Raw genomic sequence first — 26,329 nt, forward strand, 5'->3', positions numbered from 1 at the left:
AAATACAGAAGCATCATACATCTTTTATACAAAACGGAAGGGCTCCGTACCAACTGAAGATGCAGCCGCGACCGTTTGATATTTGCGTTCCTGCAGCTGTTTATTCAGCCAGTCCGCTACTCTTGGCTTCATTATTTTCTCAATGTTATGACCTGGATCGATAATGCTCAAGCCGGCAGCAAGCGCATCATGGGCGGTGTGATAATCAACGTCACCAGTAATGAGAACATCAGCACCGGCGAACATAGCATGACGAATATATCTGGAGCCGGATCCGCCGAGTACAGCCGCCTTACGAATCATACGCTCAGGGTCGCCTACGTAACGTACCATAGGAACCTCGAATACCTCTTTAACCCTGTCCACCAAGCTGCTGAGCTTAATGGGTTCGCCCAACTTACCTGAGCGGCCAAGGCCGAAGGAACGGCCCTTCAAATCCATCGGATAGAGGTCATAGGCTACTTCTTCATAGGGATGTGCTTTTAACATCGCTTGGACAGCCTTTCGATGAACGCTGTAAGGTACGATTGTCTCGACACGCACTTCTTCTACACACTCCAGACGACCCTGCTCCCCAATGTAGGGATTCGTCCCTGCACCAGGCAGAAAGGTCCCTTGCCCCTGGATATTAAAGCTGCACGAGCTGTAATTGCCGATCTCCCCTGCGCCTGCATTCCACAGCGCCTGGAGCACCTTTTCATGATGGCTTTGCGGAACAAAGACCACCAGCTTATACAGTTTATCCGTATGTACATCCTCCAGACAGGTACGCCCTTCTTCCACGATGCCAACCAAGTCGGCCATCCAATCATTAATACCGCCATCGGCTACATCCAAATTCGTATGCGCGATATATACGGCTATATCATTCTTGATTAGTTTCTCATACAGCTTCCCGGCTGGAGTCGAAATATCCAGCTTCGCAAGCGGCCGATATATAATCGCATGATGGGCAATAATCAGCTCGGCTCCAATCGCAATTGCTTCATCTACAACTTCATCCGTCACATCAAGCGCAATGAGAACCTTTGTTATTTCCTTCTGGAGAGTGCCCAGCTGCAGTCCAATCTTGTCGTTCTCAACAGCAAAATGCTTGGGAGCCAGCTGCTCCATCAGCTGTACAAGCGTCTGACCGTTCACAAACATGCAAGCACCTCCTCAAGTTGTCTTATTTCTTCTCTATAGGCCGTTAGCTTCGCCCTTGACTCGTCTAGGTCTGACAGTGAGAGCTGCTTGCAAATTCTTGCCAGCTTATCGATCTCGAACTTCCATTTCTTCCTAAGCAGCTCAGAGGGCTCCCTTAATAAAAAAGGGCCCATTCTGTAGAGCCATTCCAGCTTCACTTCTTCAGTGAGATCCGCAGAAATAACCGATGTATCGTAAACCCGCCCATTTTCTTGCTCCGACCGTTCATCGGCTGATGCATGTGCATGTAGAATTTCGTAGAGATGGCCATCTTCTTCAATGAGCCTCTCAGAGCGCAAAACATAAGCGTGACCTGTAAGCCAGCGGCGGACAAAATCCTCGCCGACATTCGGCTGAAGCACGAGTTCCGTCACACCAGTCAGCTTTCCTGCACGCCACCCCGCTTCGAGAATATCGGCCATTAAGCTTCCACCCATTCCCGCAATCGTTACCGTATCCGCTTCACCAGGCTCCAGAACACTTAGCCCATCTCCCTGGCGCACTTGAACGACCGCCTTTAAGCCAGCCTCTGCGGTCTGCCTCCTTGCAGCCTGGAAGGGACCTGTATTAAGCTCTCCAGCTATCGCTGTAGGACATTTACCGCTTTGGATCAAATAAACCGGCAGCAGAGCATGATCCGATCCAATATCCGCTACCCTCGCTCCTTGCGTAACCCGGTCCGCAATCACTTGCAGACGTTTTGAAAGTTTTATCATTAAGCAACCCACACCATCCATTGTTTTCGAAGCGAGAACAGAATCGAGCCTCCCGCTATTATTTTGACGATAAACTGTATCTGCAGCCATGCTTGCTCGGTGAACACAGCGGAGTAAAGCTCGGGCATGAACCAAGCTAACGCGCCTGCTGAGAACAAAATAGCCGCAACTGGTCTTGACCACCGATGAAAGAACCAGCTGCACCAGCCAAATACGAACGAAGCCGGAAGCCAGTACAGCTGTATCTCATACCATGCAGGGGTTTCTGTATTGTTCGAGAGTATCCATGCATAAACGAGAAACCCGGCAATCCAGCCGCTCAAATGCAGAAGCGGTATGCTGGCGCCAATACCAAACATCATCCAGAATAGCGAACAAACACCCAGCAGCGCCGCTTTCCATCCCCAAGTATCCAGCTCATTCAGCTTCAGCATATACAGGCCGCAGCCAAGCATTAACAGCATTCCGAGTCCTATAAAACCAAGCCCGGATGCCTCATTTTTCCTGCGGAACCGTTGTCCAATAAGAAGCAAAATATACACGCCAGACAGCGAAACAGCGATTTGCAATAGCGGATGAAAAACGTTAAAATAAAGCACAACGAAACAGATCAAGGAAAAAATACCAAATGTAAGAAACCAGTGTTTCCAAGAAGCACGCTGCAGGACTTTCACCGTCTTACCGGCGAAAGTAGATGGATTACGCTCTTCTCCTTCTTCCAGGTACAGATTTAGCAGAAAGTCACAATACTGATCCGGAAGCAGCTTGCTTCGCTGCCACTGTTCGATCTCTTTGACAATTATTTTACGACGTTCCTGATCCATGTCAGCCGTTCGTTCCCCTCTAGCGGCGGCAATTGGTACGCCTGAATATTTGCAGCATAGATCGACTTTCCTTTAACATGATTTGACAAGATCTAACGAAATTTTTTCAGGCGTACTTGAAAAAAGACCTCGCTGCCGAAGCAGAAAGGTCCATATCTTCTTTATTCTAGAAAGTCTTTCAAGCGTTTGCTTCGGCTTGGATGACGCAGCTTCCGAAGCGCTTTTGCTTCAATTTGACGAATACGCTCACGAGTAACACCGAACACTTTACCGACTTCTTCAAGTGTGCGCGTACGCCCGTCATCAAGTCCAAAGCGAAGACGTAGAACATTCTCTTCACGCTCGGTCAAGGTATCCAGTACATCCTCCAATTGTTCCTTCAGCAGCTCATAAGCCGCTGCATCAGCTGGCGCCAGAGCCTCCTGATCTTCGATGAAATCCCCTAAATGAGAATCATCTTCTTCCCCAATTGGTGTTTCCAATGAAACCGGCTCTTGAGCGATTTTCATAATTTCACGTACTTTTTCAGTGCTTAGATCCATTTCAGCTGCAATTTCCTCCGGACTCGGTTCACGGCCAAGCTCTTGAAGCAGCTGACGCGAAACACGAACCAGCTTATTGATTGTTTCGACCATATGGACAGGGATACGAATCGTACGAGCTTGGTCAGCAATAGCCCGGGTAATGGCTTGCCTGATCCACCATGTTGCATACGTACTAAACTTAAAGCCCTTCGTAAAGTCGAATTTCTCAACCGCTTTAATCAGACCCATGTTGCCCTCTTGAATTAGATCCAAGAACAGCATGCCGCGTCCAACATAACGCTTCGCGATACTTACAACGAGCCGCAAGTTCGCTTCCGCCAATCTGCGTTTCGCCTCGTCATCCCCATGCTCGATTCGTTTGGCAAGCTCAATCTCATCATCGGCTGATAACAGAGGCACCCGTCCGATTTCCTTCAGATACATCCGAACCGGATCATTGATTTTGATTCCTGGCGGGAGCGCCAAATCATCGTCAAAGTTGAACTCGTCTGGCTCACGCTCTTGATCATCCCTGTTGCTAATCGGAAGATCGTCATTCTCATTCACAACTTCAATGCCGATATCATCGAGTTGTTCAAAAAACTCGTCGATCTGTTCTGCATCCTGATCGAAGGGAGACAGCTTCTCCATAATCTCTTTGTACGTTAAGGATGATCTTTTCTTTCCATGTTCAATCAGCTGTTCTTTAACAATTTCCAGCTTCTGCTCGGTATCTAACTCAGTATGTTGATCATTCGCCATATTCCGACTCCCTCCTCCCTAGAAACGATCATCCTGCCGACCTTTAAGCTGTCTCTCTAGGGCGATAATCTCACTTGCAATTTGTGCCGCCAATAACATGTCGCCAGAACGTTCCGCTCGTACCATTTCTTCTTTCTTATGTTCGATTTCACGAAATCTCGGCACTTTTTGAATTTCCTTTATGTATTCGACAAGCAGATGCTCATCGAATGGAAATTCATCGTCCATCATTAAGATTGAAGCTGCCGTCCGCTCGAGACGGTCATCTTGAAGCGAAGCGATAAACCGGCTGACATCCGGATCATGTCCTAGCGCATAGTAAGCATATAAGTAAGCAGCAAGAGCTGCGTGATCCTCGACGTTGAAAGCTTCTCCGAGCTTCGCGTGCACCGTTTTTGCCGTATCCACATCCTGAAGCATCTGAGCAAGCAGCCTGCGTTCGGCTACTTGATAAGCAGGCAGTACGGGCGGTGCAGAGGACGCACGACGGTTTTCATTCCTGTTTTCATTCCTACCATTATTCCACGAATTGTCGTTATTATCCCCTTGCGGTTTCATTTTTTGAAGCTTCTGACGCTGTTGAAAGCAGTCCTGCTTCAATGAATCCAAGGAAAATTCAAACTCACGGGATAAGTCCTTCAGATAAAACTCACGCTCAGTGGGGGAATCAAGCTCCGCAATAATTCGAACCGCTTCGAGCAGGTAGTTCTTCTGTCCCTCTTCTTCTAGGAGTATATGGCTTTTTTTTGCATATATTAGTTTAAATTTTGTTACCGAGACCGGGTGTTCAATCGTTTCCCTCATAAACGCATTTGCGCCATGCGCTTCGATGTATTCATCGGGATCCATACCCTTTGGAAGCATGGCCACTTGAACCCGCAATCCGACTTTCTCCAATATCGGAATGGACTTCAAAACAGCTGCTTGTCCGGCACTATCTCCGTCGTAGCAAAGAATCGCTTCATCAACATTCCGCGACAGCAGCGCGGCATGCTCATCTGTCAGTGCGGTTCCCATTGTTGCGACGCCGTTATTCACGCCTGCACTCCAAGCTTTAATAACATCCATGTAGCCTTCGAATAAAACAATGCGGCGGCTTTTCCTCATGGCTGGTCTGGAATGATGAAAATTATAAAAATTTCGGCTCTTGTTAAAGAGCATGGTTTCAGGCGAGTTTAAATATTTGGGCTGCCCTTCTCCAAGCATTCTGCCAGCAAGCGCAATTGTTTTACCATCACGATTCCAGATTGGGAACATGATTCGGTCTCGAAAACGATCAATATAGCCGCTTCCATCCTGCTTTGCAACCAATAATCCGCCCTTCTCCATTAAATCAGCATCAAACTCCCGTTTCAGAAGAAAACGTACCAGCGTGTCCCATTCCGGCGGTGCATATCCGATCATGAAGTGATCGATCTGTTTGTCTGTTACGCCCCTAGACCGCAAATATTCCAGCGCCGGCTGACCATGTGTGGTATTCATGAGCAGATAATGGTAAAGCTTAGCAGTCAGCTCATGAGCTTCAATCACTTTCTCACGGGCTGCGACCTCTGCAGAGCTTTGCTTATTCTGCTGTCCGGACCAGGTTACAGGAATGCCGGCTTCCTCAGCCAGGTAACGGACTGCTTCGGGAAATGAATATTCTTCAATTTCCTCAATAAACTTAATTGAATTCCCGCCTTTACCGCACCCATAGCAATAGAAAATCTGCTTCTCCGGCGTAACGGTAAACGATGGCGTTTTTTCTGAATGGAAAGGACATAACCCCTTCATGTATTTCCCGAGCTTCGAGAGGTGAACGTACTTGCCAACCGTTTCTACGATATCGTGATGCCGGAGCACCGCTTCAATAACGGAATCCGGTATTTTATCGTAAGCCATACCCTTCACCTTCATCCTAAATGACACGTAATACTATTCGCTACGGTTCATCATTCTCCTGCCAGCGTTGCAAAACTTTTGTCAGCTTTTGCTGAAAACAGACACGATCCTCTGACGACATCGCTTTCGGGCCTTTTGTTTTACCGCCGCCCCGTCTGCGTTTTGCCAGCTCGTGCCTGCGCTCCATCAAATACTCTATGTTGCTCTCATCATATTCTTGACCTCGCGGCGAAAGTGCAATTGCCCCTCTGGATAGAACGATGGTCGCGAGACCGAAGTCCTGCGTCACGACAATGTCCCCTTTGGCGATGTGGTTTGAAATATACAAATCGACGGATTGGTCACTTCTGTCAACCTGCATGATCTGTACGCCAGCCTCCGGCTCCAACCGGTGATCATAAGATGCGACCATAAGTACAGGTACAGCATAGGTTCGTGCCACTTCGACAATTTCCCGTTTAACCGGACAAGCATCAGCATCGACCACAATGGTAGGAACATTCGTCATGTTTGTGCATCACCGCATCTTCTAGTAAAGTACCGTACTATTATATACGGCAGATAACGAAAAAATCCTGCTTGGGTCATTAGTTCGATTCAATATGCTCCAAAATAAGACTTGCCGTTTCTTCAACCGCTCTGTGGGATACATCAATGACCAAACAACCAATCCGTTTCGTAATTGCAGCAGCGTACTCCAGCTCGCGCTCGATCCTGGCTGTTGTTGCATAAGCAGCACTATCGGGCAGTCCCAAAGCTTTAAGCCGTTCTTTACGAATGACATTCAAATATTGAACATTAATCGTAAGACCGATGACCTTGTCCTTTGGAATCTGGAACAATTCTTCCGGCGGTTCAAGCTCCGGCATAAGAGGAACGTTGGCAACTTTGAATTTCTTGTGCGCGAGATACATGGAAAGTGGTGTCTTCGAGGTTCTGGATACGCCCACAAGTACGATATCCGCCTTCAAGATGCCTGTAGTGTCACGCATATCGTCGTACTTAACGGCAAACTCAACAGCTTCCACCTTACGAAAATAATCCTCGTCAAGCACATGATTAAGACCTGGTTCCTGCCTTGACCTGCGATTTGTTTTGTTTTCCAAGCTGCTGATGAGTGATCCAAGCAAGTCGATCGCAACCACGGATTGTTCCTCGGCAAATTCCACTATCCGCTCACATAGTTCAGGAAGAACCAGTGTGTATAAAATAATGGCTTTATGCTCCTTCGCTTGAAGGACAAATCGCTCGAGCGTCGCTGCATCGTGAATGAACGGCGCCCGGCGGATATCCGCAGTTATAGGATGAAACTGGGCTACCGCAGCCCGTACAACAAGCTCGCCAGTATCACCGGCGGAATCCGAAACGACATATATGATCACTTCAGAATGTTCATCGGCTGCCATAGTTATCTCCCCTTTTACGAACTGCGATTACCAAACTAATTTCGAGAAGTCCGCTACCTTACTGATATCTCCGGCGATTCGTGCAAGCAAAGCTAACCGGTTGGCTTTAATCGCTTCATCCTCAGCCATAACCATGACTCGGTCGAAGAATGTATTAATGGCATCCTTCATTTCCGTAAGCTTCACAATTGCTCCAGCACTATCGTTATTGTCAACAGCAAGGCCGATGCTCTCACTAACCGACTGCCATGCAGCGAATAATCCGCGCTCTGCTTCTTCGACAAACAGCTCCGGTTTTACATCATTAGACGCTGCTTTCGATGCAAGGTTGCACACGCGGTTCAAAGCATCGACAACATTTTTGAAATCTTCTTTGCGATTACTTGCGGAAGCAGTTGTAACAGCAGCAGCACGGTTAACCGTTTGTGTCAGATCTTGATAGCCGGAAGCCATTACCGCATCGACAACATCATAACGGGTACCCTGCTCAGAAAGTACGTTCTTGACACGAAGCGCGAAGAACTCATATAAATCTTTACGAATTTCGGATGCTTCGCGTTTCATCGATTTACCGCTATGAACAGATAAAGAGAGATCGAACAGAACATCAAGCGGAAGCTTGAGGCCATGGGCAAGAATAATTTGCACAATACCCGCTGCTTGACGGCGCAAAGCATATGGATCCTGCGAACCCGTCGGAATAATTCCGATCGAGAAGCAGCCGACAATCGTATCGATTTTATCCGCTAAGCTGACGACGGCTCCAACAATGGATGCAGGTGCGCGATCCCCCGCAAAGCGCGGCTGATAATGCTCATTAATAGCTCGGGCAACTTCTTCACGCTCTCCCGCTTTACGGGCGTAATCCTCACCCATAATGCCCTGCAGCTCAGGGAACTCATAGACCATCTGAGTGACCAAATCAAATTTGCAGATAGCAGCCGTTCGATCAATGTCCGCAGCATCCTGAGACTTCAGCGCCAGCGCCGATGAGATCTTACCCGCCGTTGCTTCTATTCTGCGAACTTTGTCGGAAACCGATCCGAGCTCCTCATGATAAACAATTGTTTCCAGCTTCTTAAGAGCCGTACCGATCTTGAGCTTCTGATCCTCTGCATAGAAGAACTTCGCATCTGACAAACGGGCCCGCAAAACTTTTTCGTTTCCTTTGGCAACCTGTTCAATCGACACGAGATCGCCGTTGCGAACCGTAACGAAGAAAGGAAGCAGTCTGCCGTCGCTGCCCAGAACCGGGAAATAACGCTGATGCTCGCGCATTGAAGTAATCAGTACTTCCTGCGGGATATTCAAGAAGGAAGGATCAAAGGTTCCAAACAAAACGCTTGGGAACTCAACAAGGAACAGTACCTCTTCCAGCAGGTCATCTTTGATCGCGATTTCCCAATGTTTTTCTGCTGCCAGTCCATTAATTTGATTCAGAATGAGCTGCTCGCGCTCGGCAACATCCACAATAACATGCTGCTCTCTGAGCTTCTCCACGTACTGCGAAGGCTCCTCGATAACCGTTTCGCCGCCAAGGAAGCGATGACCGCGTGTTGTCTTACCGGACTTTACATTCGTAATTTCCATTGGAACAACTTCACTGCCAAACAAGGCGACCATCCAACGAATGGGACGGACAAATTTGAAGTCATAGCTGCCCCAGCGCATATTCTTCGGAAAGGACATCGATGAGATAATCGAAATCAGGCCATCCGGCAGTACTTCACTGGTTACCGTACCGATACTGCTCTTGTTGGCATAGATGTATTCGACACCAGCAAGCTCCTTAAAATAAAACTGTTCCGGATCTACACCCTGACTGCGTGCAAAACCCAGCGCGGCTTTGCTCCACTGCCCCTGCTCATCCTGAGCGATCTTGCGGGATGGGCCCTTTACTTCTTCACTTACATCCGCTTGCTTCTCTTCAACGCCATGGACCAGAACAGCGATGCGGCGCGGCGTTGCATAGGCGTCCACTTTGCTGTAACCGATTCGCGCTGTATCAAGCCACTTCACTGTTTTTTCCTTGAGCTGGTTCATCGCGCTGCGGACAAATCTTGCAGGCACTTCTTCAAGACCAATTTCGAGCAGCAGATCTTTAGCCATTCGCGCTCACCCCTTTCTTAAGCAGCGGGAAGCCGAGACGTTCCCGTTCCTCCAGATATGTCGCTGCACAGGAACGAGCCAAGTTACGGACACGCGTAATATATCCCGTCCGCTCCGTTACACTGATTGCGCCGCGCGCATCCAAGAGGTTGAACGTATGCGAGCATTTAAGCACATAGTCATAAGCAGGAAATACAAGTTTATGCTCCATCGTTTTCTTCGCTTCTTCTTCATACATGTTAAACAGTGAGAAGAGCATCGCTGAATCGGATGTTTCAAACGTATATTTGGAGTGCTCATATTCCGGCTGAAGGAACACATCGCCGTAAGTGACTCCGTCCACCCATTCCAAATCGAATACATTTTCTTTGTCCTGGATATAGGAAGCAAGACGCTCCATCCCATACGTGATTTCTACAGCTACCGGATTTGCATCAATACCGCCGACCTGCTGGAAATACGTGAACTGCGTAACTTCCATACCGTCGAGCCAAACTTCCCAGCCCAGCCCCCATGCGCCGAGCGTAGGTGATTCCCAGTTATCCTCAACAAAACGGATGTCATGATGAAGCGGATCAACGCCGAGTCTCTTTAAGCTCTCCAAGTACAATTCTTGAATGTTGTCTGGCGATGGCTTAAGAATCACTTGAAACTGATGATGCTGGTACAGCCGGTTCGGGTTCTCGCCATAACGGCCATCTGCCGGACGACGGGAAGGCTCCACATAGGCGACATTCCACGGCTCCGGACCAATGGTCCGCAGGAATGTCATCGGATTCATCGTTCCTGCACCCTTCTCCGTGTCGTACGGATTAACGAGGATACAGTTTTGTTCCGCCCAAAACTGCTGCAATGTCAAAATCATGCTTTGAAAATTCATTACGCGCGACTCTCCTTTGTGTTCGTAAGCAGCTGCAAGCATATAAAAAAGCCCGTCGCCCCTACGTCTGATTGGTCAGACGTAGGGACGAGAGCTGTCTCCCGCGGTTCCACCCTACTTGGCTTCCGAATGAAGCATCCTCTTGATGCACGGAAACCCTCTTTTAGAAAATTGCTATGAACTCCGGAGCGCCTTTCGCAGGGTTCGTCTGTCCGGGCTTTCACTATCCCCAGCTCGCTGATACAGTCAACTGACCCAGCTACTTTCTCCATCATCGTTCCATATTCATAATAATTTATCATATCTAATTTCGACTGTAATGTCAATTGTTCACAAAGTGAATTTATCCATCTGATCGAGAAAGGAACGAGATTTCAAGTTCACATTGATATGCATATCCATTAACAGCCGAAGGGCCTGCTTCAGCTGCTTTTTCGTTTCATCCTTTACTTGAATCGCTCCGAGCCTTCTCAAATCCATTCTTCTAAACAGCCTCAGCAGTTTTAGAGCTCCGTCAGTCAGTACAGGAGCTGAAGGATCCCTGTAGCGGCATCGTTCACATAAAACGCCTCCTGAACGTGCGCTGAGCGCCATGCTGCCTTGATCATTTCCGCAGGAAACACAGTTCTCAAAGTTTGGTCCATAACCTGCTGCCTCAAGGATCTTCAATTCATACAGCTGAATAATAATTTGGGGATCCTTTCCTTCCTCAATAGAGGTTAAGCAGGCATGCAGCTGCTCGAACATATAGACGCTCGCATCCTCCTCCTGCAGAACCCGGTCGGTAAGCTCCGCGGCATAGGAGGAGTAAGCAGCCATTTCCAGCTGCTCACGCAAAACATGGTGAGATTGTATAATCTCACCATGCGTCAGCGTACCCAATCCGCTATTGCGAAAATAAAGATATTCCCCATAAGTAAAAAGCTGTGTCATTGCCCCATGCCGGCTTTTGGCTTTTTTGGCGCCTCGAACGATTATGCCTACTTTTCCGTTCGTTTTCGTATAGACCGTAATGATTTTATTGTTTTCCCCATAGTCCATACTCCGGATGACAATGCCCTCGACCCGGTACTGCATCGCGTTCTCCCCCAACTTGCAATCAAGGCGCTTTAAAGCGATTGTGCTTGATCCGCTTCAGAAGCGTCTTCCGCTTCACTTTCTCCACTGCTGGCCGTATCTGCTGACGCCAGTCCATCCACTTCTTTGTAAAGTAAAAAAGATTCCACATCCCCGGTCAGCGTAAAATACTTCCACGAAAAGTCTCGCATTCGTATTCATCCTTTCCGCGCTCAGTAAATGTTGCTTACGAATAGGATGTGATGAACGGTGCCTTCCTATGCCAGTTAAAAAACGGTATTTTACTTGGAAGAAATTCCTTGAATCTTCTTGACTTGCAAAGAAGTTCCCGATGAAGGAACTAGTCGTTTCTGAATCCGAGGTCCTTCAACACCCGCTCTTGGTTGCGCCAATCCTTTTTCACTTTAACCCACAGCTCTAGAAACACACGTGAACCAAGCAGAAGTTCAATATCACGCCTAGCCTGTTTACCGACCTCTTTAAGCAGCGCTCCCTGCTTCCCAATGACGATCCCCTTCTGGGAATCCCGTTCCACGAAGATAATCGCACCGATATTGACCACACCATTGTCCTGTACCTTCATGCTCTCAATTGCTACAGCAATGGAATGAGGAACTTCTTCGCGGGTTGCATGCAATATTTTCTCCCGGATGAGCTCGGCGCAAACGAATTGTTCCGGATGATCCGTTACTTGATCGGCAGGATAATACTGCGGACCTTCAGGCAAATATCCCGACAAAACTTCGAGAAGGGTGTTAATATTGTTGCCCTGCAGTGCAGAAATCGGAATGACCTCCGCCCATTCATGGAGATCTTTATATTGTACGATAAGCGGCAGCAGAGCTTCCGGATGGATCTTATCAATTTTGTTCATGATTAAGAAAACAGGTGTTTTCACTTTTTTCAAAGCTTCGATAATAAATCGGTCCCCGCCGCCTAATCCTTCGGATGCATCGATCAGGAACAAAGCGGCATCCACTTCACCCAATGTACCGATGGCAGATTTGACCATGAAATCACCAAGCTTTGAAGTCGGCTTATGAATGCCCGGCGTATCAAGAAAAACGATCTGGGAATTGTCGGTCGTATACACGCCATGTATTTTGTTTCGGGTTGTTTGCGGCTTGTCCGACATGATGGCAATCTTCTGCCCGATCATTTCGTTAATTAACGTTGATTTTCCGACGTTTGGCCTGCCAATAATGGCCACAAACCCCGAATGATATTTCTTCTTTGATTCCGATGATGATGGTTTCATAATGGTACGTTTGACCCCTTCCAGCTAAACCTTGGTTACAGCGCTACTTCTCTAGAAAAAATGCTCCCGGAAGCAATTCCCCGACATTCGTTATTTTGATATTCCCTTTTAAATTCCCCATGATTACAGGCATATCCGGCGTACAAAGCTCCGCCAGCACTTGTCTGCATATACCGCATGGTGTAATAGGGCCTTCTGTGTCACCGACAACTGCAATCGCCTGAAAGCTGCCCTTCTTATGCCCGTCAGCAACAGCGCGGAAAAGCGCCGTACGTTCCGCACAGTTTGTCGGACCATAAGCGGCATTCTCTACATTACAGCCAAGATGGATTTGATTATTCCCATCAAGAAGAGCTGCCCCCACTTGAAAGTTAGAATAGGGAACATAAGCGTTCTTACGGACTTCAATTGCTGCTTCCATTAGTTGTTTCCATTGTTCTGATAATTCAACAGCTGTCTCCATCCCGCGCCCTCCTAAAACCTTCGAATCACATCCATTAGATGAGGTCCAAGTATAAGCAATCCAATAATAGCAGCAGCAATTGCTGCTGCCAGTACAGCGCCAGCTGCCGTATCTTTTGCTGCTTTTGCAAGTGGATGCCGCTCCGGGCTAACGAGATCAACAACGTTCTCGATAGCTGTATTCAGCAGTTCCAACGCAATGACCATTGCCATTGCAAGAATAAGTACGATCCATTCCAAGCGATTAAGTCCTAACAGTAAAGAGACTGTAGTCACTATGATAGCACTGATTAAATGAAAGCGCATATGCGGCTCTGTCCGCAGTGCAAGTCTAATCCCTGACCACGATAAACCAATGCTCTGGATGAATTTAAGCATTATCGATTCAAACCAGCCTGCCGAAGCACGGCTTCCTGCTTCTCCGTCATGATGGCTTCGCTTGCTTCATCCTGATGATCATATCCAATCAGATGCAGGAAACCGTGGACAAAGAGAAAGCCCAGCTCCCGCTCCAGCGAATGGCCATATTCTTCACTTTGCAATTTAGCCCGTTCAGTTGAAATTATAATATCCCCCAATATTCCTTCGAACGGAAGAAGCTCATCCTCATTCTCAACCTCGTAGACGATATCAAGCTCTTCATCGCTTTCTTCCTGCATCGCAAAGGATAATACGTCCGTCGGCCGGTCGATATTGCGGTATTCTTTGTTCAGCTGATGAATTTCTTCATCATTTACAAAGGAAAGCATCACTTCGCCGTCGACCAGACCTTCCGCTGCGCCGGCCAGCTGAAGCAGCTGCTCCAATTGACCGAAGAATGATTCGGGAATCTCCACCTTGTCTTGTTCGTTGCTCCATTCTAAACGCAAACTCATGCAAGCCGCTCCTTTTGTTTAACATCATCCGGATATTCAATGCGGGAATGAAAAATACCGATGACCGTTTCCTTCAACGTTTGTGCGATTTGCTCCAATTCCTTCAAGGTCAGATCACACTCGTTAAATTGACCGTCATCTAAACGGCCTTTGATGATTTTTTGAATCATCGACTCGACCTGCTCCATCGTTGGGCTGCGCAGGCTTCGTACCGCTGCTTCCACACAATCGGCGATACCGACGATTGCCGCTTCCTTCGACTGGGCTTTCGGACCGGGATAACGGAAATCATCCTCCGTGAAATCCGGCTCTATACCCGCTTCTTCTGCCTGCTTCCAGGCCTTGTGATAAAAGTACTTCAGGAATGTCGTGCCGTGATGCTGCTCGGCAATATCCCGAATCGGCTTTGGCAGCTTATGGGCTCGAAGCATCTCCACCCCGTCACGGGCATGCGCGATGATTATGGATTTGCTTAATTTCGGGTCAATCTGATCATGCGGATTTTCGATATTCGTTTGATTTTCTATAAAATAGCTGGGGCGCTTCGTCTTCCCAATGTCGTGGTAGAAGGAGCCTACCCGGCAAAGCAGCCCGTTGGCCCCAATCGCCTCTGCCGCCGCTTCCGATAAATTGCCCACCATTACACTGTGATGATAAGTGCCGGGCGTTTCCGTAAGAAGCTTGCGGAGCAAAGGATGATTCGGGCTCGAAAGCTCCACCAGCTTGAGTGCCGACAAAATATTGAACGTAATCTCGAAGAAAGGCATCAGGCCAATAACCAGGATTGCCGTCAATAAGCCTCCAGCAAATACGAAGCCGATCGTCATAATCATTTCTGATTTGCCCGGTACATCTCCAATCAGCATTAGCGCCAGAACAGAAGCTGAACCGAATAAGCTGGCCATTATGCCCGCTTTCAGAATCGTAGAGCGCTGGCTGGCGCGATGAATGGCGAATATAGAGGCAAAAGATACAACAGACGTCAGGAACCCGTAGTTGAAATCGAAAATCTGATTCGTATCCAGGTTGAAAATAATACTCCCTGTGATGGCGAATATGAACGAGCTCACAACTGCAAGCTGAACATCGAGCAGCAGAACAATAAGCATCGCGCCCATCGCTGTAGGAGCGAGATAACCGACATAAGGCATAGCCTCTGTCTGCGTAAGATGAACGATCTGCATAGCAAGAATATTAATTAGATAAATAAGAAACAGCATGACCAGCTGCGAATTATTATAACGCGTATTCGTGTCTGCATTCAGACTGGCTGCTTTCTCCAGATAGTTATAGATAACGAGCAGGAACAGCAGGGACAGCAGCAATAATCCGAGCTGCGGCCAATAAGCTTTCTTGCTTTGCAATAACCCGAATGAAGATAATCGGTCGTAAAGCTCCTTGGAAACAATCTGGCCTTTCTTGACGACGATGTCTCCCTGCTTAATGATCACCTGCGGTGTGTTTTCCTTAGCGGCTACGCGCGCTTCGTTAGTCGCTTCTTTATCTGAAAATTTATTGGGCATAATCGCGAAACGGGCCAGCTCCTGCACGATTTCACGCGTTTTACGTTCACTGAGAGAACTCGAATTGACCAGCTCGGCAACCTTCGTTCTTGCGGTTTCCGCTTCGCGAAGAGAATCGCTCATGAGCTTGCGTACAATATTAAGTCCGACCTGGCGCATTTCCTCGATTTGATCCGCTGAAAGCTGAGGCAGCTTGTAATAGGTCTCCTCAGGAATCCGATAGGCCTGGGCTTTAACCGTCTTGGCCATTTCTTCCAGCAGCGTATCGTTGTAAGTATCATTGCCGGTATTATTGCGGACAAACTGATCTACATAATCAACATAAAGTTGAGGAATTTCATTTTGATAAATGGAAACCTTATTCTCCGTGGTGACCTGGTCATCTTGATTAATCTGCTCCATACGGGCAAAAATCTGCTCCAGCAGCGTATCCCCGCGCACCGCCACGATTGAATAAATGGGCTCAACACGTTCTGCAGCCTCTTCTTGAGCCTGCAGCGTTGCTTTCTCATCCTTAATTTGCATTGGCGCTTCGATATCCCGCTCACTGACTTTACCCATCTCGATATCGTACGTTTTGGGAAGTAAATGCGGCGCCAAGCTCAAATAAAAAAGCAATACAAACAGAAGCAGCAGCACCCAGCGAACGGCTGCGCTGTGCTTCCACCCATTCAAACCGAAAGACTTTTGTCCATCCGGGTTGATCTGCTGATTCACCATGAATGTTATCCTCCTTGGGATTTAGGACCCCCTAAATCCCCCTTATCCAAGGGAGTAGAAGCATCCCTCTAAATCCCCCTTATCCAAGGGGGACCCCATGGACTCCCGTCCCTGGACCCTGGATGTATCGTGCCTGCCGCCTGGGCCGTCTTCGGGCCTTACTGTTGCGGAAGGCCCGCTTTCGTCCGCTCGCGGACACGCTCCTAATGCGGCTCCCTTATGCGGCTTTGTGCCCTGAGGTGGAATTCTGCTGCTTTCCACCTTGTTTAAGCATACGGTGTGCTAAGACCCGCTTTGTGACGGGGTCACACTGCCTTTAGATCAAAGACCAAGACCTTGAGCAGGCTCAGGCTTAAGCTTGATTCTCGGCGTCGATGTTGTAGGCTACGATGATCTTCTGGACTAAGGAATGACGGACGACGTCCTGCTCTGTAAATGTAATAAATCCAATCTCTGGAATATCGCTTAGAATGCGCTGTGCTTCAATAAGACCTGATCGTTTACCACGAGGCAAATCGATTTGGGTTACATCTCCGGTAATGACCATTTTAGAGCCGAAGCCAAGCCGTGTCAGAAACATTTTCATCTGCTCAGGTGTCGTATTCTGCGCTTCGTCCAGAATGATGAACGAATCGTCAAGCGTACGGCCCCTCATATAAGCAAGCGGTGCAATTTCAATTAAGCCGCGCTCAAACGCTTTGGCCGTTTGATCTGGACCCATGACGTCGTGAAGCGCATCATAGAGCGGCCTCAAATACGGATCGACCTTCTCTTGTAAGTCCCCTGGCAAGAAGCCCAGATTCTCTCCTGCTTCTACTGCAGGACGGGTCAGCATAATCTTCTTGACTAAGCCTTCTTTCAGGGCCGCAACTGCGAGAACGACAGCCAAATACGTTTTGCCGGTGCCAGCGGGTCCAATTCCAAAAACAATGTCCATTTTTCGAATGGTTTTGACATAATGTCTCTGGCCAATCGTTTTGACATGTATCGGCTTCCCGCGATATGTCGTCGTCAAAACGGCTTTAAACAAATCTAGCAATTGATCGGCTTGCAGTGTCTTCGCGAGCTCCAGCGCATACATCATGTCGCGCTCAGACGGGGTGTAACCGCCCCTCACCAGCTGCTGCAGTACAGTAAAAAGCTGTTCGATTGACTCAACCTCGGAGCTTGGTCCCGATATGGTTATTTCCGCTTCCCGGGACATGATGTCTGCCTCAGTCTGCTGCTGGATCAACCGCAAAAATTTATCCTGCGGTCCAAACAAAGCTAACCCTTCCGCTGCAGTAGCAAGCGGGATTTTTACAACCTTCGTCTCATTCTGCAAAAATACTCAATCCCCTTGCATCTGAACTAACGGTCTCTCCATAGTGATAGACTGTTCGACTTCAAAAAGCACTTTCATATAAACTTTACCATTGTCCGTCTTTTCATGCAAAATGTTTTCGGCACGAACCTCCGCTCCAGGTCCAACTTTCGATAAAATATCTGCACGCGCTTGCAGTAATCCGGCGGATTTTGCCTCTTCTTCGGTGAGTGTTTGATTCTGAATGCCTGTCTCCAGAATCGTCTCCTTCATCCGTCCGAAAGGAAGCGTACGCGTACGCCAGCTCGCTTTCTCCAATTGCCTGTAAGTCTCATAGGTCTTAAATGGAGGATCTCCGAATCCCGACAGCTTCAGCGCTCTGTCTCCGACAACCGCATACCATCGTACTGCTTTCTCACCCGTGTATCCCTTTACCTGCCGCTCTAAAGGGGATGAAATATCATATTCATGCCAGACGATCCCTTTAACCGACCCTTTAGCCACAACGTTACGTGTGTGCCCCTCATCGCCGAGTATGCCCGATATCAGGACGTCGCCCTTCTTCACTCTCATATTACGGGTTACGACAGGCCGTCCGACATCAGCCATGATTTGCGTAACAACAGCATCCGTAGAAGCAACCAGGTGTCTTGGATTGAGCAGCGGTTTGACCTCAGGGATTGTCGTCTCAACGACTTGAATAGTTACCTTCGTCCCGCGTTTGTCTACCCCAACCCAAGCCGCGCCAGGAAGCTTCTGCGCCAGCCGCTTCGACAGCACGTCCGTATCCGCTAAACGGAAAGACCATTGAAACGGATACAAGCCTTCCTGCTTGGCCACCTGTAAAATCTGCTCCTCCGACAAACGGTCATTTCCTTTTACATCAATTGACCAGATCAAAGAGGACAATAAATACATCCCCACGAAAAACAGGACGAGCCCACCTGCAAAAAATAATCGTTTCTCCAAACGAACCATCCAAAAGGGCAGTCCCTTTCGGGAAATGACATGAATCCGGCAGCTTGTCTCTTTTAAAAGAGGACGAAGACGAAAAAAATCGCCTACCGTCACTTCGCACAACAGGTCACCCCCGCTTGTCCGGCGGATGGACCACAGCTGCAGTCCGGTCTCGAGCGCGCGGTTAACAAGCCTCTCCGTAGATTCCCCTTTCACACGAATGGTTACATATCCTCGTACCCATTGCATCCACGATGCATTCATTACCGGTACCCCCTAAAATTCCATTTTTCCTATTCACGCACTTCTATATGTTTGATTTGGCCTTCTACGAATACCTCTTCTGTCCAGATGGTCCGAATGATCAGCCCTTCCCCGGTCACTTCAAGCTCTCCTTTGCTTAGAGCCAGCCGGAGACGGTCGCTTGAGAAATGAAGCACACCGCGATGATTCTCAATATATAACTGGCGATCACCGATCATCGTCAGCCTGGGCAAATCCATTGTGACGTCAGGCGGCAAATCAAGCAGATCAGCAGCCATCTTACGCAGCTTGCGGTTTATGCGGCGCATGCAGGCAGAAGCCCCCTTCCCGTACTGTACCAAACTATGCGGGAGAAGCTGGAAATATGAGAGATCGGATGCCCTGAGACGAGCATAAAAAAAGCACTCCGCCAAAGTGGCAGAATGCTGAAGTGTCTTCATTGAATTTTGAATGCTGTTATTTGTGGAAAGGCCGCTTCGCCCTCGGTGGTCCAAGCACTTCTGCGAGAATAACCGCCTTGCGAAGATCATCACCTTTGGGCATATAAAAGGCTTCCTGCCGCTTCACTCTGACACGGCTATCAAATCCAGGATTAGATACAGATTGCTTGCTCTTCTTTGAAGCAGATGTCTGCTCTTCTACCAGGTGAGTTAAGAAATCATTCTCTTCATACTCAGAACGGTCGCTGGGCGTCTGCGTCCGGACGGCCGTCACTTGCTGCTCTGCAGCCGGCAGCGTCCTGATTAGGGGCTTCTGTGCAGGCTGCCGGTTCCGCATCTCCGTGTTTTGAGGATCTGGCTTGCCTCCAAAGCTTGGCATCCGGTTGCCGGATGTTCCGCGACTTGTTCTGCGAACAATCGCCATGATGACCCCAACGATGACAACAATGACATAGATATTGCTGAACAGCAGTTTTATCAGTTCGTTCATGGGGGGATGTGCTCACCTCCGAGGCTCCGGTTTCGGCATTTGTGCTCCCGTGGTGCTCCGCACCAAAGTCGCCCAAACGCTCGAAACCTGCGCGCGATTTTTGTTGCGCTCTTGATGCCGGGCATCAAAGTCGCTTTCTCTGACCATTCAAAACCTACTGCAAAGCTCCGGTTTTGGCGTTCGCGCTCCCGTGGTGCTGCGCACCAAAGTCGCTCAAACCCCAAAACCTTCGCTGGGACTGCAGGGCTTTTGGTGCTGCGCACCAAAGTCGCTCGAACCCCTAAACCTTCGCTGGGACTGCAGGGCTTTTGGTGCTGCGCACCAAAGTCGCTCAAACCCCAAACCCTTCGCCGGGAATGCAGGGCTCTTGGTGCTGCGCACCAAAGTCGCTCAAACCCCAAAACCTTTGCTGGGACTGCTGTGCTGTTGGTGCTGCGCACCAAAGTCGCTTGGTGCTGTGCACCAAAGTCGCAAAGTTTCTTCGTTATTCTTTATCCGGGTTTGTTCCGTCTGGTTTGCCGATCGAGTTACGCATTTGGGTATCGGCTTCGATGTTTTTGAAATTCATATAATCCTGTACGCCAATGTTGCCGTTCTTAAGCGCTTCAGCCATTGCCAGAGGCACTTGGGATTCCGATTCCACAACGAGGGCGCGCATCTCGACGACGCGGGCTTTCATCTCCTGTTCATGCGCTACAGCCATGGCACGGCGTTCTTCTGCTTTGGCTTGGGCAATTCGCTTATCCGCTTCCGCTTGCTCGGTCTGCAAATGCGCTCCGATGTTTTTGCCTACATCCACATCTGCAATATCAATGGACAGAATTTCAAAAGCGGTGCCGGCATCGAGACCTTTGCCCAGCACAGTGCGGGAGATCATATCTGGATTTTCCAATACGTCCTTATGGCTGTTAGAGGAGCCTACCGTCGTTACAATCCCTTCACCGACACGCGCGATAATGGTCTCTTCTCCGGCACCGCCCACGAGACGTTCAATATTCGCACGGACCGTGACCCGCGCTTTAACCTTTACTTCGATTCCGTTCTTTGCGACTGCTGCTACAATCGGGGTCTCGATTACACGCGGATTGACGCTCATTTGGACCGCTTGCAGTACGTCACGGCCTGCAAGGTCAATAGCTGCTGCACGCTCAAATTCAAGATCAATATTGGCACGCTGGGCCGCTATCAAGGCATTTACGACGCGGTCCACATTACCTCCCGCAAGAAAATGGCTTTCCAGCTGATTGATCGTAAGGCCGAGGCCAGCCTTGGACGCTTTAATGAGCGGATTAACAATCCGACTTGGAACGACCCGGCGAAGACGCATAGCTACGAGTGTAATAATGCCCACCCTAACGCCAGAGGCAACTGCCGAAATCCAAAGCATAATTGGAAAGAAGCTGAGAAAAACAGATAGTGCGATAATTGCCAGAACGACAATGATAATAACTGAGATTACCGGATCCATAGATATCCCTCCATTATTTGGTTTCCTGTTTACATTGTTGCACAACGACTCGGGTTCCTTCAACTCTTACGACGGTGATGTCCGAGCCTGCCGGGATAAACTCACCCGTCGTCACAACATCTACCCGGTCATCTCCGATCTGAGCCGTACCCGCTGGTCTCAGAGGCGTAAGCGTCCGTCCATTCCTATGGAGATAGCTCGACTTGTTAGCTGTAGATACGTAGCCTTGCTCCGTCGTCAGCTGGTCGCGAAGAATAAACCGGTTCCAGATCCCGCGGCTTTGGAAGCGTTTGGCGACAATAACAACGACAACCACTGCAATCGCAAGAGCGAGAGCAAGCGATAGTACCGCTTCTTTCGGATCAGCCGAGGCCAATACAACTCCGGCAATTAATGAAACCGAACCCAGAATAGCGAGTATGCCGAAGCTTGGAATGAACAGCTCTGAAACAAGCAGCAAAATGCCGACCACGAATAAGATGACATCCTCCATACCTGCAAAACCAATAATATAATGACCAAAGAAATATAGAGCGAACGCGATAATGCCCGTAATTCCCGGCACTCCGAATCCCGGAACGAATAACTCGATCGCCACACCCGCGATGCCAATAATTAATAGTAAGGTCATGACCACCGGCAAAGTCAGAAACTGAGCAATCTTCTCCACGGGAGTCGCTTTTACCTCTACCACTTGAGGCTGATTCAGCGCCAGATGGTCCAAAATCTCATCAATCGAACTGGCCGTATAATCTGCATAACCAACTTTAACAGCATCACTGGCCGATAAGGTGAGAATATCGCCTTTCTCTTTGGTCCGGCCCAGCTCCTTCATATCAAATGTGAAATTCGGGTTAACCATAGCCGCTGCAAAATTAGGGTCACGCCCATTCTGCTTAGCCGCTTCTTTCATCGCTTCCGTCCAGAAGGACACGGTTTTGGGATTCGTAATCAGATCTCCCGACCCGTCTACAACAGCGGCAGCACCTATCGTGCTTCCAGGCTCCATCACCAGCTGCTTCGCATTCAAAGCAATGTAAGTTCCAGCAGAGACCGCTTTTTCTTGGACAAAAGCAGTGGTGGGAATTTTGCTCGTACGGATAATTCTCCCGATTTCTTCCGCACTGTCTACCCTTCCGCCATAGGTGTTTAACACGAGTATGATGTGCTGAGCGCTGGCTTCCGCTGCTTCCGAATAGGCCCGTTTAAGGTATTCCTGTAAGCCGGATTCGATCGTTTGCTCCGCACGGATGACATATACCGTTGAACCAATGGAATTCGCTGCGGTATCATCCGCAGCTGCGGCAGGCGGAATAACCGCTAGTACAGCCAGTAATAGAAAGGCGATAGGAAGCAATAACCGAAACATTTTCATAGATCCATGTTTCATTTTCGACCCTCCTCAAAGTTTTCCGAAGGAAAACGGCTTCGTAAGCACAAGTCAGCGTTCATTGAAAGCTAAATCTTAAACACAAGCTAGTGTTCGTAGAAACTCACCCCATAACCACAGGTTTGTATCCCGAAGAAAAACGACTTCGTTAGCATGAGGCCCGTTTTGTTAAACTCCCTTCGTAAGCATGACAGATTTTCCAAAACTATCCTATCCTTAACATTCGCTTGCCTTCTAATCTGATACGTTACAAACGAAGGAAGGTTCCAGAGCTCTAGCTGTGCGATGCTTCCTTCAGCCTTACCGCTGTCCAGTCTGTACGGTAGAAACGAACCAAGATCGAGATTCCCATGACCATTAGGAAAGAATAAAGCGAGATCCAAGCCCCCATGCTTCCCCAATGGAAGATAAATATAAACAAGTAAGCCAGCGGTACAAAAATGAACCAGCTTGTAATAAAAGATACGCGGAGCAGGAAGGTTGTATCACCAATACCGCGCAAACCGCCTGCGTAGAAATTAAGCAGTCCATCGAATATTTGCAAATAGGCCGATATCATAATAAGCTCTGCAGCCAGCTTATAAACCGCCGGATCACTGGAATATAGATGAGCGATCTGCTCTGCGTACACCAATTCCACCGTGCCCAGAAGCACGAGGAAAATCGTTCCCAATATAGCTGTATCCGTTCCCGCACGGCGGCCGACAAGCGGTGTTCCTTTGCCTACATTTTGACCGACGAGAATAGTCGCAGTCGCACCAAATGCAAAAGCCGGCATAAAGCCAAAGGACATCACGTTAAGCGATACTTCATTGGCAGCCAGTGCCTGATCGCCCAGCCGCGCAACGAATGCGGTGAAAATATACATGGATAAGCTGAGCGAAAACTCCTGAACGCCAAGCTTACCGCTTTCAAGTGCTAACAATTTCATCTCTGCCCATTGAAAAACCATAGCGGCGCGATCCCTCGTATGAAACTTTTTATTGAGAATAACAAAGAATACGTAAGCACAAATGAGAAGCTGCACACTTTCTCCGATTAAGACGGAAAGCGCCGTACCCGTTAGACCAAGCTTGGGCATGCCCCATTCGCCAAAGGTCAGCGTATAAGTGAAAAACAAAATAAAGATATTTGTAATGATGGAAAGCACCATCGACATCTTGGTGGCACCAATTCCGCGCAGAAAACCATGAAAAGCGAAATTAAGAATGCCGAAGGACATCGCATAAAACCGAATTTCCAAATAAATGCTTCCTTGATGCACGAGTTGATCAGATCCGCCTGTCCAGCGCAAAATATCATCCGACCCAATAAAACCAACAATCGCAATGAAAATGGCGAACGTAATACACATATACATGGCTAAATAAGTACGTTGTATCCCCTTGCGCATGTCGCCGGAACCGTAGTTCTGGGCTACCAGATAATTGACGGTATGCCCAATTCCGGAAAATATAGCAAACGCGTTATACATGATGATATTGGAAACGCCAACAATAGCGATGATCAGAAAGCCGAGATCTCCAACCATAATCAAACTGATCGTACCCGTTAACGTCTGTGTGGCAAAAGAAATAAGGGAAGGAATGGCAAGAAGCAGGATGGTGATCCAATTACGCAGCATGAGTCAAATAGCCTCGTTTCGTTTAGTTAGCCTAATTGTGACTGAACAGAAGCAGGGGTGTCAATAGGACTTGTATGGGGGGGCAAGTCCGCGACTATAATCGAGTAGGAGGGGGCGGCTAGCCCCCGTCCTCTCACACCACCGTACATGCGGGTCCGCATACGGCGGTTCCAAAAGGTTAACAAAGTTCCAAGTAACGTGAAAGTAAACTTCGCAGCCCTTTCGCTTCCCAGTAGGAAGTCGGAAGGGCTTTGTTTGTGTTTCGAGACATTTCCCATGCTCCTCGTCTGGGGGATTTCCACCCGTTTGACTGGCGCGGGTCTGTACGTTCCCGCAAAAAGTTCGGCTTTCACCGTTTCCCAGTGTGTTTTCAGGTAAGCTTGTAGATGTGCTACCGTTACACTGTCCACGCCGGGGACTCCTCCGTTCTGCACCACTCGCTTGTAAGCGAGCCGAAGGTTGTCTCCTTCGAGCATCCGCTCCAGCAGGTCGTTCTGGGCTTTGCGAGAGGAAGGGGCGACTTGTGCCGACGAATAACTCGGCGCTCCGGCATCCCCTGAGGGCTTCACCATTTCTCTTTGCCGCGAGCTCTCTTGCGATATCGGTTTCCTCTCTCCTTTCGGTTCAGCCCTTCCGCAAGCTGTTGCAACAGCTTGCGTACTATGGCCTCTGCTGACTCCTACGGCTTCAGCGCGGTTTCTCAACCGCGGTTACGAAGGTTTCTTCGCGTCTGCCGCAGGCCTCCCCAGATAAGAACGTCATCTTTCCGCCCGTGCTCGCCCAAGTTTACGGCTGCAGCCTTTGGCAGCTTAGGATTTCGTCATGTCGTGGTGACTCAACCGACTGCAACCGCCTCAAATTGGATTCGTGTACCTCGAGCCGTGCTTTTGCCTCCAGCTTCCTTCAGATTCCGCCTCGCGGCGGACACCCATGCTCTTGGCATGGTAGGCGCTTGCCAGCCCCCATTCCGGACTTTCACCGTATAGATGACGCCCATGCTGGGCGCACACGAAAAAACACTCCCCTTGCAGGGAGTGTTTGGCTGACTGCCTATGTTATTGCAGAAATTGCTGCACAAATGTGTTTACTAGTTTACCATCAGCACGCCCTTTTACCTTCGGCAAAAGTGCGCTCATGACTTTCCCCATCTCGGCTTTCGAAGAAGCACCGGTTTCCTGGATGGTCTGCTGAACAATGACTCTGATCTCTTCTTCGGTCAGCTGCTGAGGCAGGTATACACTAATAATTTCAATTTCTGCGGCGACATCTTTCGCAAGATCGTCGCGGCCCGCTTTATCAAATTCTTGGAGGGAATCTTTACGTTGTTTGATCTCCCGACTAAGAATGTCAAGCACCTCTGAATCTTCAAGCGGACGTTTTAGATCAATTTCCAAATTCTTAATGGCTGCACGAACCATGCGAATTGTGGTGAGCTTAAACTTCTCTTGGCTCTTCATGGCTTGCTTCATATCATCGTTCAATCGTTCGCTAAGGTTCATTCTGGAAGGATCCTCCTAAAACTTTCTCTTGCGCGCAGCCTCGGACTTCAACTTACGCTTGACACTAGGCTTCTCATAATGCTTGCGTTTCTTTACCTCGGCCAAAACGCCATCTTTTGCGATGGTACGTTTGAAGCGGCGGAGTGCAGCATCGATTGTCTCGTTTTTGCGAACTTTTGTTTCAGACACCAGTTTTCCCTCCCTCCGAATCAGACCGTCCAAGAAAAGTTAACACGGTTCATCAAATTTAATTATATGTTATAAAGAAAGGCAGTGTCAACTTGAATAGACAAGCTTTATTTTAACATCAAGTATTAATCTGCTAAAGCTTTCATCTGATGACCGCCTAGCAAATGAATATGTAAATGGTATACCACCTGCCCGCCTTCAGAATTGCAGTTATTAACAAGCCGGTAACCAGATTCGGCGATGCCCTGTTCCTTAGCGATTTGACGTGCAACTGTAAACAGTTCGGCGATTAAAGCGTCATCCTCTTCTGTTACATCATTCATAGTGGCAATATGTTTCTTCGGAATAATCAAGATATGTACAGGCGCCGCTGGTGCGATATCGTGGAATGCCAGAATACGATCATTCTCAAAAACTTTTTTTGAAGGAATAGTACCCTCAATCAATTTGCAAAAAAGACAGTCCATCTAAATGGCCTCCCATATCGTTTTTATCTGTGACCC

The 26,329-nt window shown here is 48.5% G+C and carries 27 protein-coding genes and 1 pseudogene; all 28 read right to left on the bottom strand.

All coding sequences use genetic code 11. The features are described 5' to 3' along the window. Nucleotides 1-24 precede the first annotated feature (24 nt). On the bottom strand, nt 25-1,146 hold the full coding sequence (locus ACFPYJ_RS21920) for a Nif3-like dinuclear metal center hexameric protein (protein WP_379190353.1): 1,122 nt from the start codon (nt 1,144-1,146) through the stop codon (nt 25-27). Further along, nucleotides 1,137-1,901 (bottom strand): tRNA (adenine(22)-N(1))-methyltransferase, encoded by a 765-nt coding sequence (locus tag ACFPYJ_RS21925; RefSeq protein ID WP_379190354.1) that lies wholly within the window; start codon nt 1,899-1,901, stop codon nt 1,137-1,139. The genes ACFPYJ_RS21920 and ACFPYJ_RS21925 overlap by 10 nt, the downstream gene beginning before the upstream one ends. Beyond that, complete coding sequence (locus tag ACFPYJ_RS21930) at nt 1,901-2,725, bottom strand: hypothetical protein (protein ID WP_379190355.1); 825 nt, start codon at nt 2,723-2,725, stop codon at nt 1,901-1,903. Before ACFPYJ_RS21930 ends, ACFPYJ_RS21925 begins: the two co-directional genes overlap by 1 nt. Before the next feature lie 161 nt (nt 2,726-2,886). Beyond that, complete coding sequence (gene rpoD / locus ACFPYJ_RS21935; protein ID WP_379190356.1) at nt 2,887-4,011, bottom strand: RNA polymerase sigma factor RpoD; 1,125 nt, start codon at nt 4,009-4,011, stop codon at nt 2,887-2,889. Nucleotides 4,012-4,029: 18 nt separating this feature from the next. Then, the gene (gene dnaG, locus ACFPYJ_RS21940; protein ID WP_379190357.1) at nt 4,030-5,892 is read right to left on the bottom strand and encodes a DNA primase; all 1,863 of its coding nucleotides are present in this window, start codon (nt 5,890-5,892) and stop codon (nt 4,030-4,032) included. Between the two features lie 40 nt (nt 5,893-5,932). Then, nucleotides 5,933-6,400 (bottom strand): YaiI/YqxD family protein, encoded by a 468-nt coding sequence (locus ACFPYJ_RS21945; protein ID WP_379190358.1) that lies wholly within the window; start codon nt 6,398-6,400, stop codon nt 5,933-5,935. 79 nt (nt 6,401-6,479) lie between these two features. After that, nucleotides 6,480-7,298, bottom strand: coding sequence for a pyruvate, water dikinase regulatory protein (locus tag ACFPYJ_RS21950; protein WP_379190359.1), 819 nt, complete (start codon nt 7,296-7,298; stop codon nt 6,480-6,482). Between the two features lie 27 nt (nt 7,299-7,325). Continuing rightward, complete coding sequence (gene glyS, locus ACFPYJ_RS21955) at nt 7,326-9,407, bottom strand: glycine--tRNA ligase subunit beta (protein ID WP_379190360.1); 2,082 nt, start codon at nt 9,405-9,407, stop codon at nt 7,326-7,328. Continuing rightward, nucleotides 9,400-10,287: a glycine--tRNA ligase subunit alpha gene (gene glyQ, locus ACFPYJ_RS21960; RefSeq protein WP_379190361.1), complete on the bottom strand. Its 888-nt coding sequence runs from the start codon at nt 10,285-10,287 to the stop codon at nt 9,400-9,402. Before glyQ ends, glyS begins: the two co-directional genes overlap by 8 nt. A gap of 330 nt (nt 10,288-10,617) precedes the next feature. Continuing rightward, nucleotides 10,618-11,364, bottom strand: coding sequence for a DNA repair protein RecO (gene recO, locus ACFPYJ_RS21965; protein ID WP_379190362.1), 747 nt, complete (start codon nt 11,362-11,364; stop codon nt 10,618-10,620). Between the two features lie 32 nt (nt 11,365-11,396). Then, nucleotides 11,397-11,555 carry a YqzL family protein gene (locus ACFPYJ_RS21970; protein ID WP_379190363.1) on the bottom strand — a complete coding sequence of 53 codons (159 nt, stop codon included), beginning with the start codon at nt 11,553-11,555 and terminating at the stop codon, nt 11,397-11,399. A 149-nt stretch (nt 11,556-11,704) separates the two neighbouring features. After that, nucleotides 11,705-12,622, bottom strand: coding sequence for a GTPase Era (gene era, locus ACFPYJ_RS21975; RefSeq protein WP_379190364.1), 918 nt, complete (start codon nt 12,620-12,622; stop codon nt 11,705-11,707). Between the two features lie 43 nt (nt 12,623-12,665). Next, nucleotides 12,666-13,085 carry a cytidine deaminase gene (gene cdd, locus ACFPYJ_RS21980; protein WP_379190365.1) on the bottom strand — a complete coding sequence of 140 codons (420 nt, stop codon included), beginning with the start codon at nt 13,083-13,085 and terminating at the stop codon, nt 12,666-12,668. A gap of 11 nt (nt 13,086-13,096) precedes the next feature. Further along, nucleotides 13,097-13,462 carry a diacylglycerol kinase family protein gene (locus ACFPYJ_RS21985; protein WP_379190366.1) on the bottom strand — a complete coding sequence of 122 codons (366 nt, stop codon included), beginning with the start codon at nt 13,460-13,462 and terminating at the stop codon, nt 13,097-13,099. Then, complete coding sequence (gene ybeY / locus ACFPYJ_RS21990) at nt 13,462-13,959, bottom strand: rRNA maturation RNase YbeY (RefSeq protein WP_379190367.1); 498 nt, start codon at nt 13,957-13,959, stop codon at nt 13,462-13,464. Before ybeY ends, ACFPYJ_RS21985 begins: the two co-directional genes overlap by 1 nt. Then, nucleotides 13,956-16,202 (bottom strand): HD family phosphohydrolase, encoded by a 2,247-nt coding sequence (locus ACFPYJ_RS21995; RefSeq protein ID WP_379190368.1) that lies wholly within the window; start codon nt 16,200-16,202, stop codon nt 13,956-13,958. The genes ybeY and ACFPYJ_RS21995 overlap by 4 nt, the downstream gene beginning before the upstream one ends. Nucleotides 16,203-16,554: 352 nt before the next feature. Then, the gene (locus ACFPYJ_RS22000; RefSeq protein ID WP_379190369.1) at nt 16,555-17,526 is read right to left on the bottom strand and encodes a PhoH family protein; all 972 of its coding nucleotides are present in this window, start codon (nt 17,524-17,526) and stop codon (nt 16,555-16,557) included. A gap of 6 nt (nt 17,527-17,532) precedes the next feature. Further along, nucleotides 17,533-18,726 (bottom strand): sporulation protein YqfD, encoded by a 1,194-nt coding sequence (gene yqfD / locus ACFPYJ_RS22005; RefSeq protein WP_379190370.1) that lies wholly within the window; start codon nt 18,724-18,726, stop codon nt 17,533-17,535. Nucleotides 18,727-18,755: 29 nt separating this feature from the next. Beyond that, entirely contained in the window at nt 18,756-19,034 is a 279-nt protein-coding gene (yqfC, locus tag ACFPYJ_RS22010) for a sporulation protein YqfC (protein ID WP_379190371.1), read from the bottom strand. Nucleotides 19,035-19,182: 148 nt separating this feature from the next. Then, on the bottom strand, nt 19,183-19,656 hold the full coding sequence (locus ACFPYJ_RS22015; protein WP_379190372.1) for a hypothetical protein: 474 nt from the start codon (nt 19,654-19,656) through the stop codon (nt 19,183-19,185). A gap of 484 nt (nt 19,657-20,140) precedes the next feature. Continuing rightward, nucleotides 20,141-21,124 carry a flotillin-like protein FloA gene (floA, locus tag ACFPYJ_RS22020; RefSeq protein WP_379190373.1) on the bottom strand — a complete coding sequence of 328 codons (984 nt, stop codon included), beginning with the start codon at nt 21,122-21,124 and terminating at the stop codon, nt 20,141-20,143. Between the two features lie 13 nt (nt 21,125-21,137). Beyond that, nucleotides 21,138-22,514 carry an NfeD family protein gene (locus tag ACFPYJ_RS22025; protein WP_379190374.1) on the bottom strand — a complete coding sequence of 459 codons (1,377 nt, stop codon included), beginning with the start codon at nt 22,512-22,514 and terminating at the stop codon, nt 21,138-21,140. A gap of 274 nt (nt 22,515-22,788) precedes the next feature. After that, entirely contained in the window at nt 22,789-24,138 is a 1,350-nt protein-coding gene (locus ACFPYJ_RS22030; protein WP_379190375.1) for an MATE family efflux transporter, read from the bottom strand. 287 nt (nt 24,139-24,425) lie between these two features. After that, a pseudogene (locus ACFPYJ_RS22035) lies at nt 24,426-24,740 on the bottom strand (group II intron reverse transcriptase/maturase); the annotation flags it as partial. 252 nt (nt 24,741-24,992) lie between these two features. After that, nucleotides 24,993-25,148, bottom strand: a complete 156-nt coding sequence (locus ACFPYJ_RS22040) for a hypothetical protein (RefSeq protein WP_379190376.1) — start codon at nt 25,146-25,148, stop codon at nt 24,993-24,995. A 45-nt stretch (nt 25,149-25,193) separates the two neighbouring features. Beyond that, nucleotides 25,194-25,637 (bottom strand): GatB/YqeY domain-containing protein, encoded by a 444-nt coding sequence (locus ACFPYJ_RS22045; protein WP_379190377.1) that lies wholly within the window; start codon nt 25,635-25,637, stop codon nt 25,194-25,196. A gap of 15 nt (nt 25,638-25,652) precedes the next feature. After that, a complete protein-coding gene (rpsU, locus tag ACFPYJ_RS22050; protein ID WP_090573672.1) occupies nt 25,653-25,826 on the bottom strand; it encodes a 30S ribosomal protein S21 in 174 nt (57 codons plus the stop codon). Nucleotides 25,827-25,951: 125 nt separating this feature from the next. Next, nucleotides 25,952-26,293, bottom strand: coding sequence for a histidine triad nucleotide-binding protein (locus ACFPYJ_RS22055; RefSeq protein WP_379190378.1), 342 nt, complete (start codon nt 26,291-26,293; stop codon nt 25,952-25,954). Nucleotides 26,294-26,329: the final 36 nt, after the last annotated feature.

This window comes from Paenibacillus solisilvae (assembly GCF_042656405.1).
Lineage (GTDB): Bacteria > Bacillota > Bacilli > Paenibacillales > Paenibacillaceae > Paenibacillus_Z > Paenibacillus_Z solisilvae.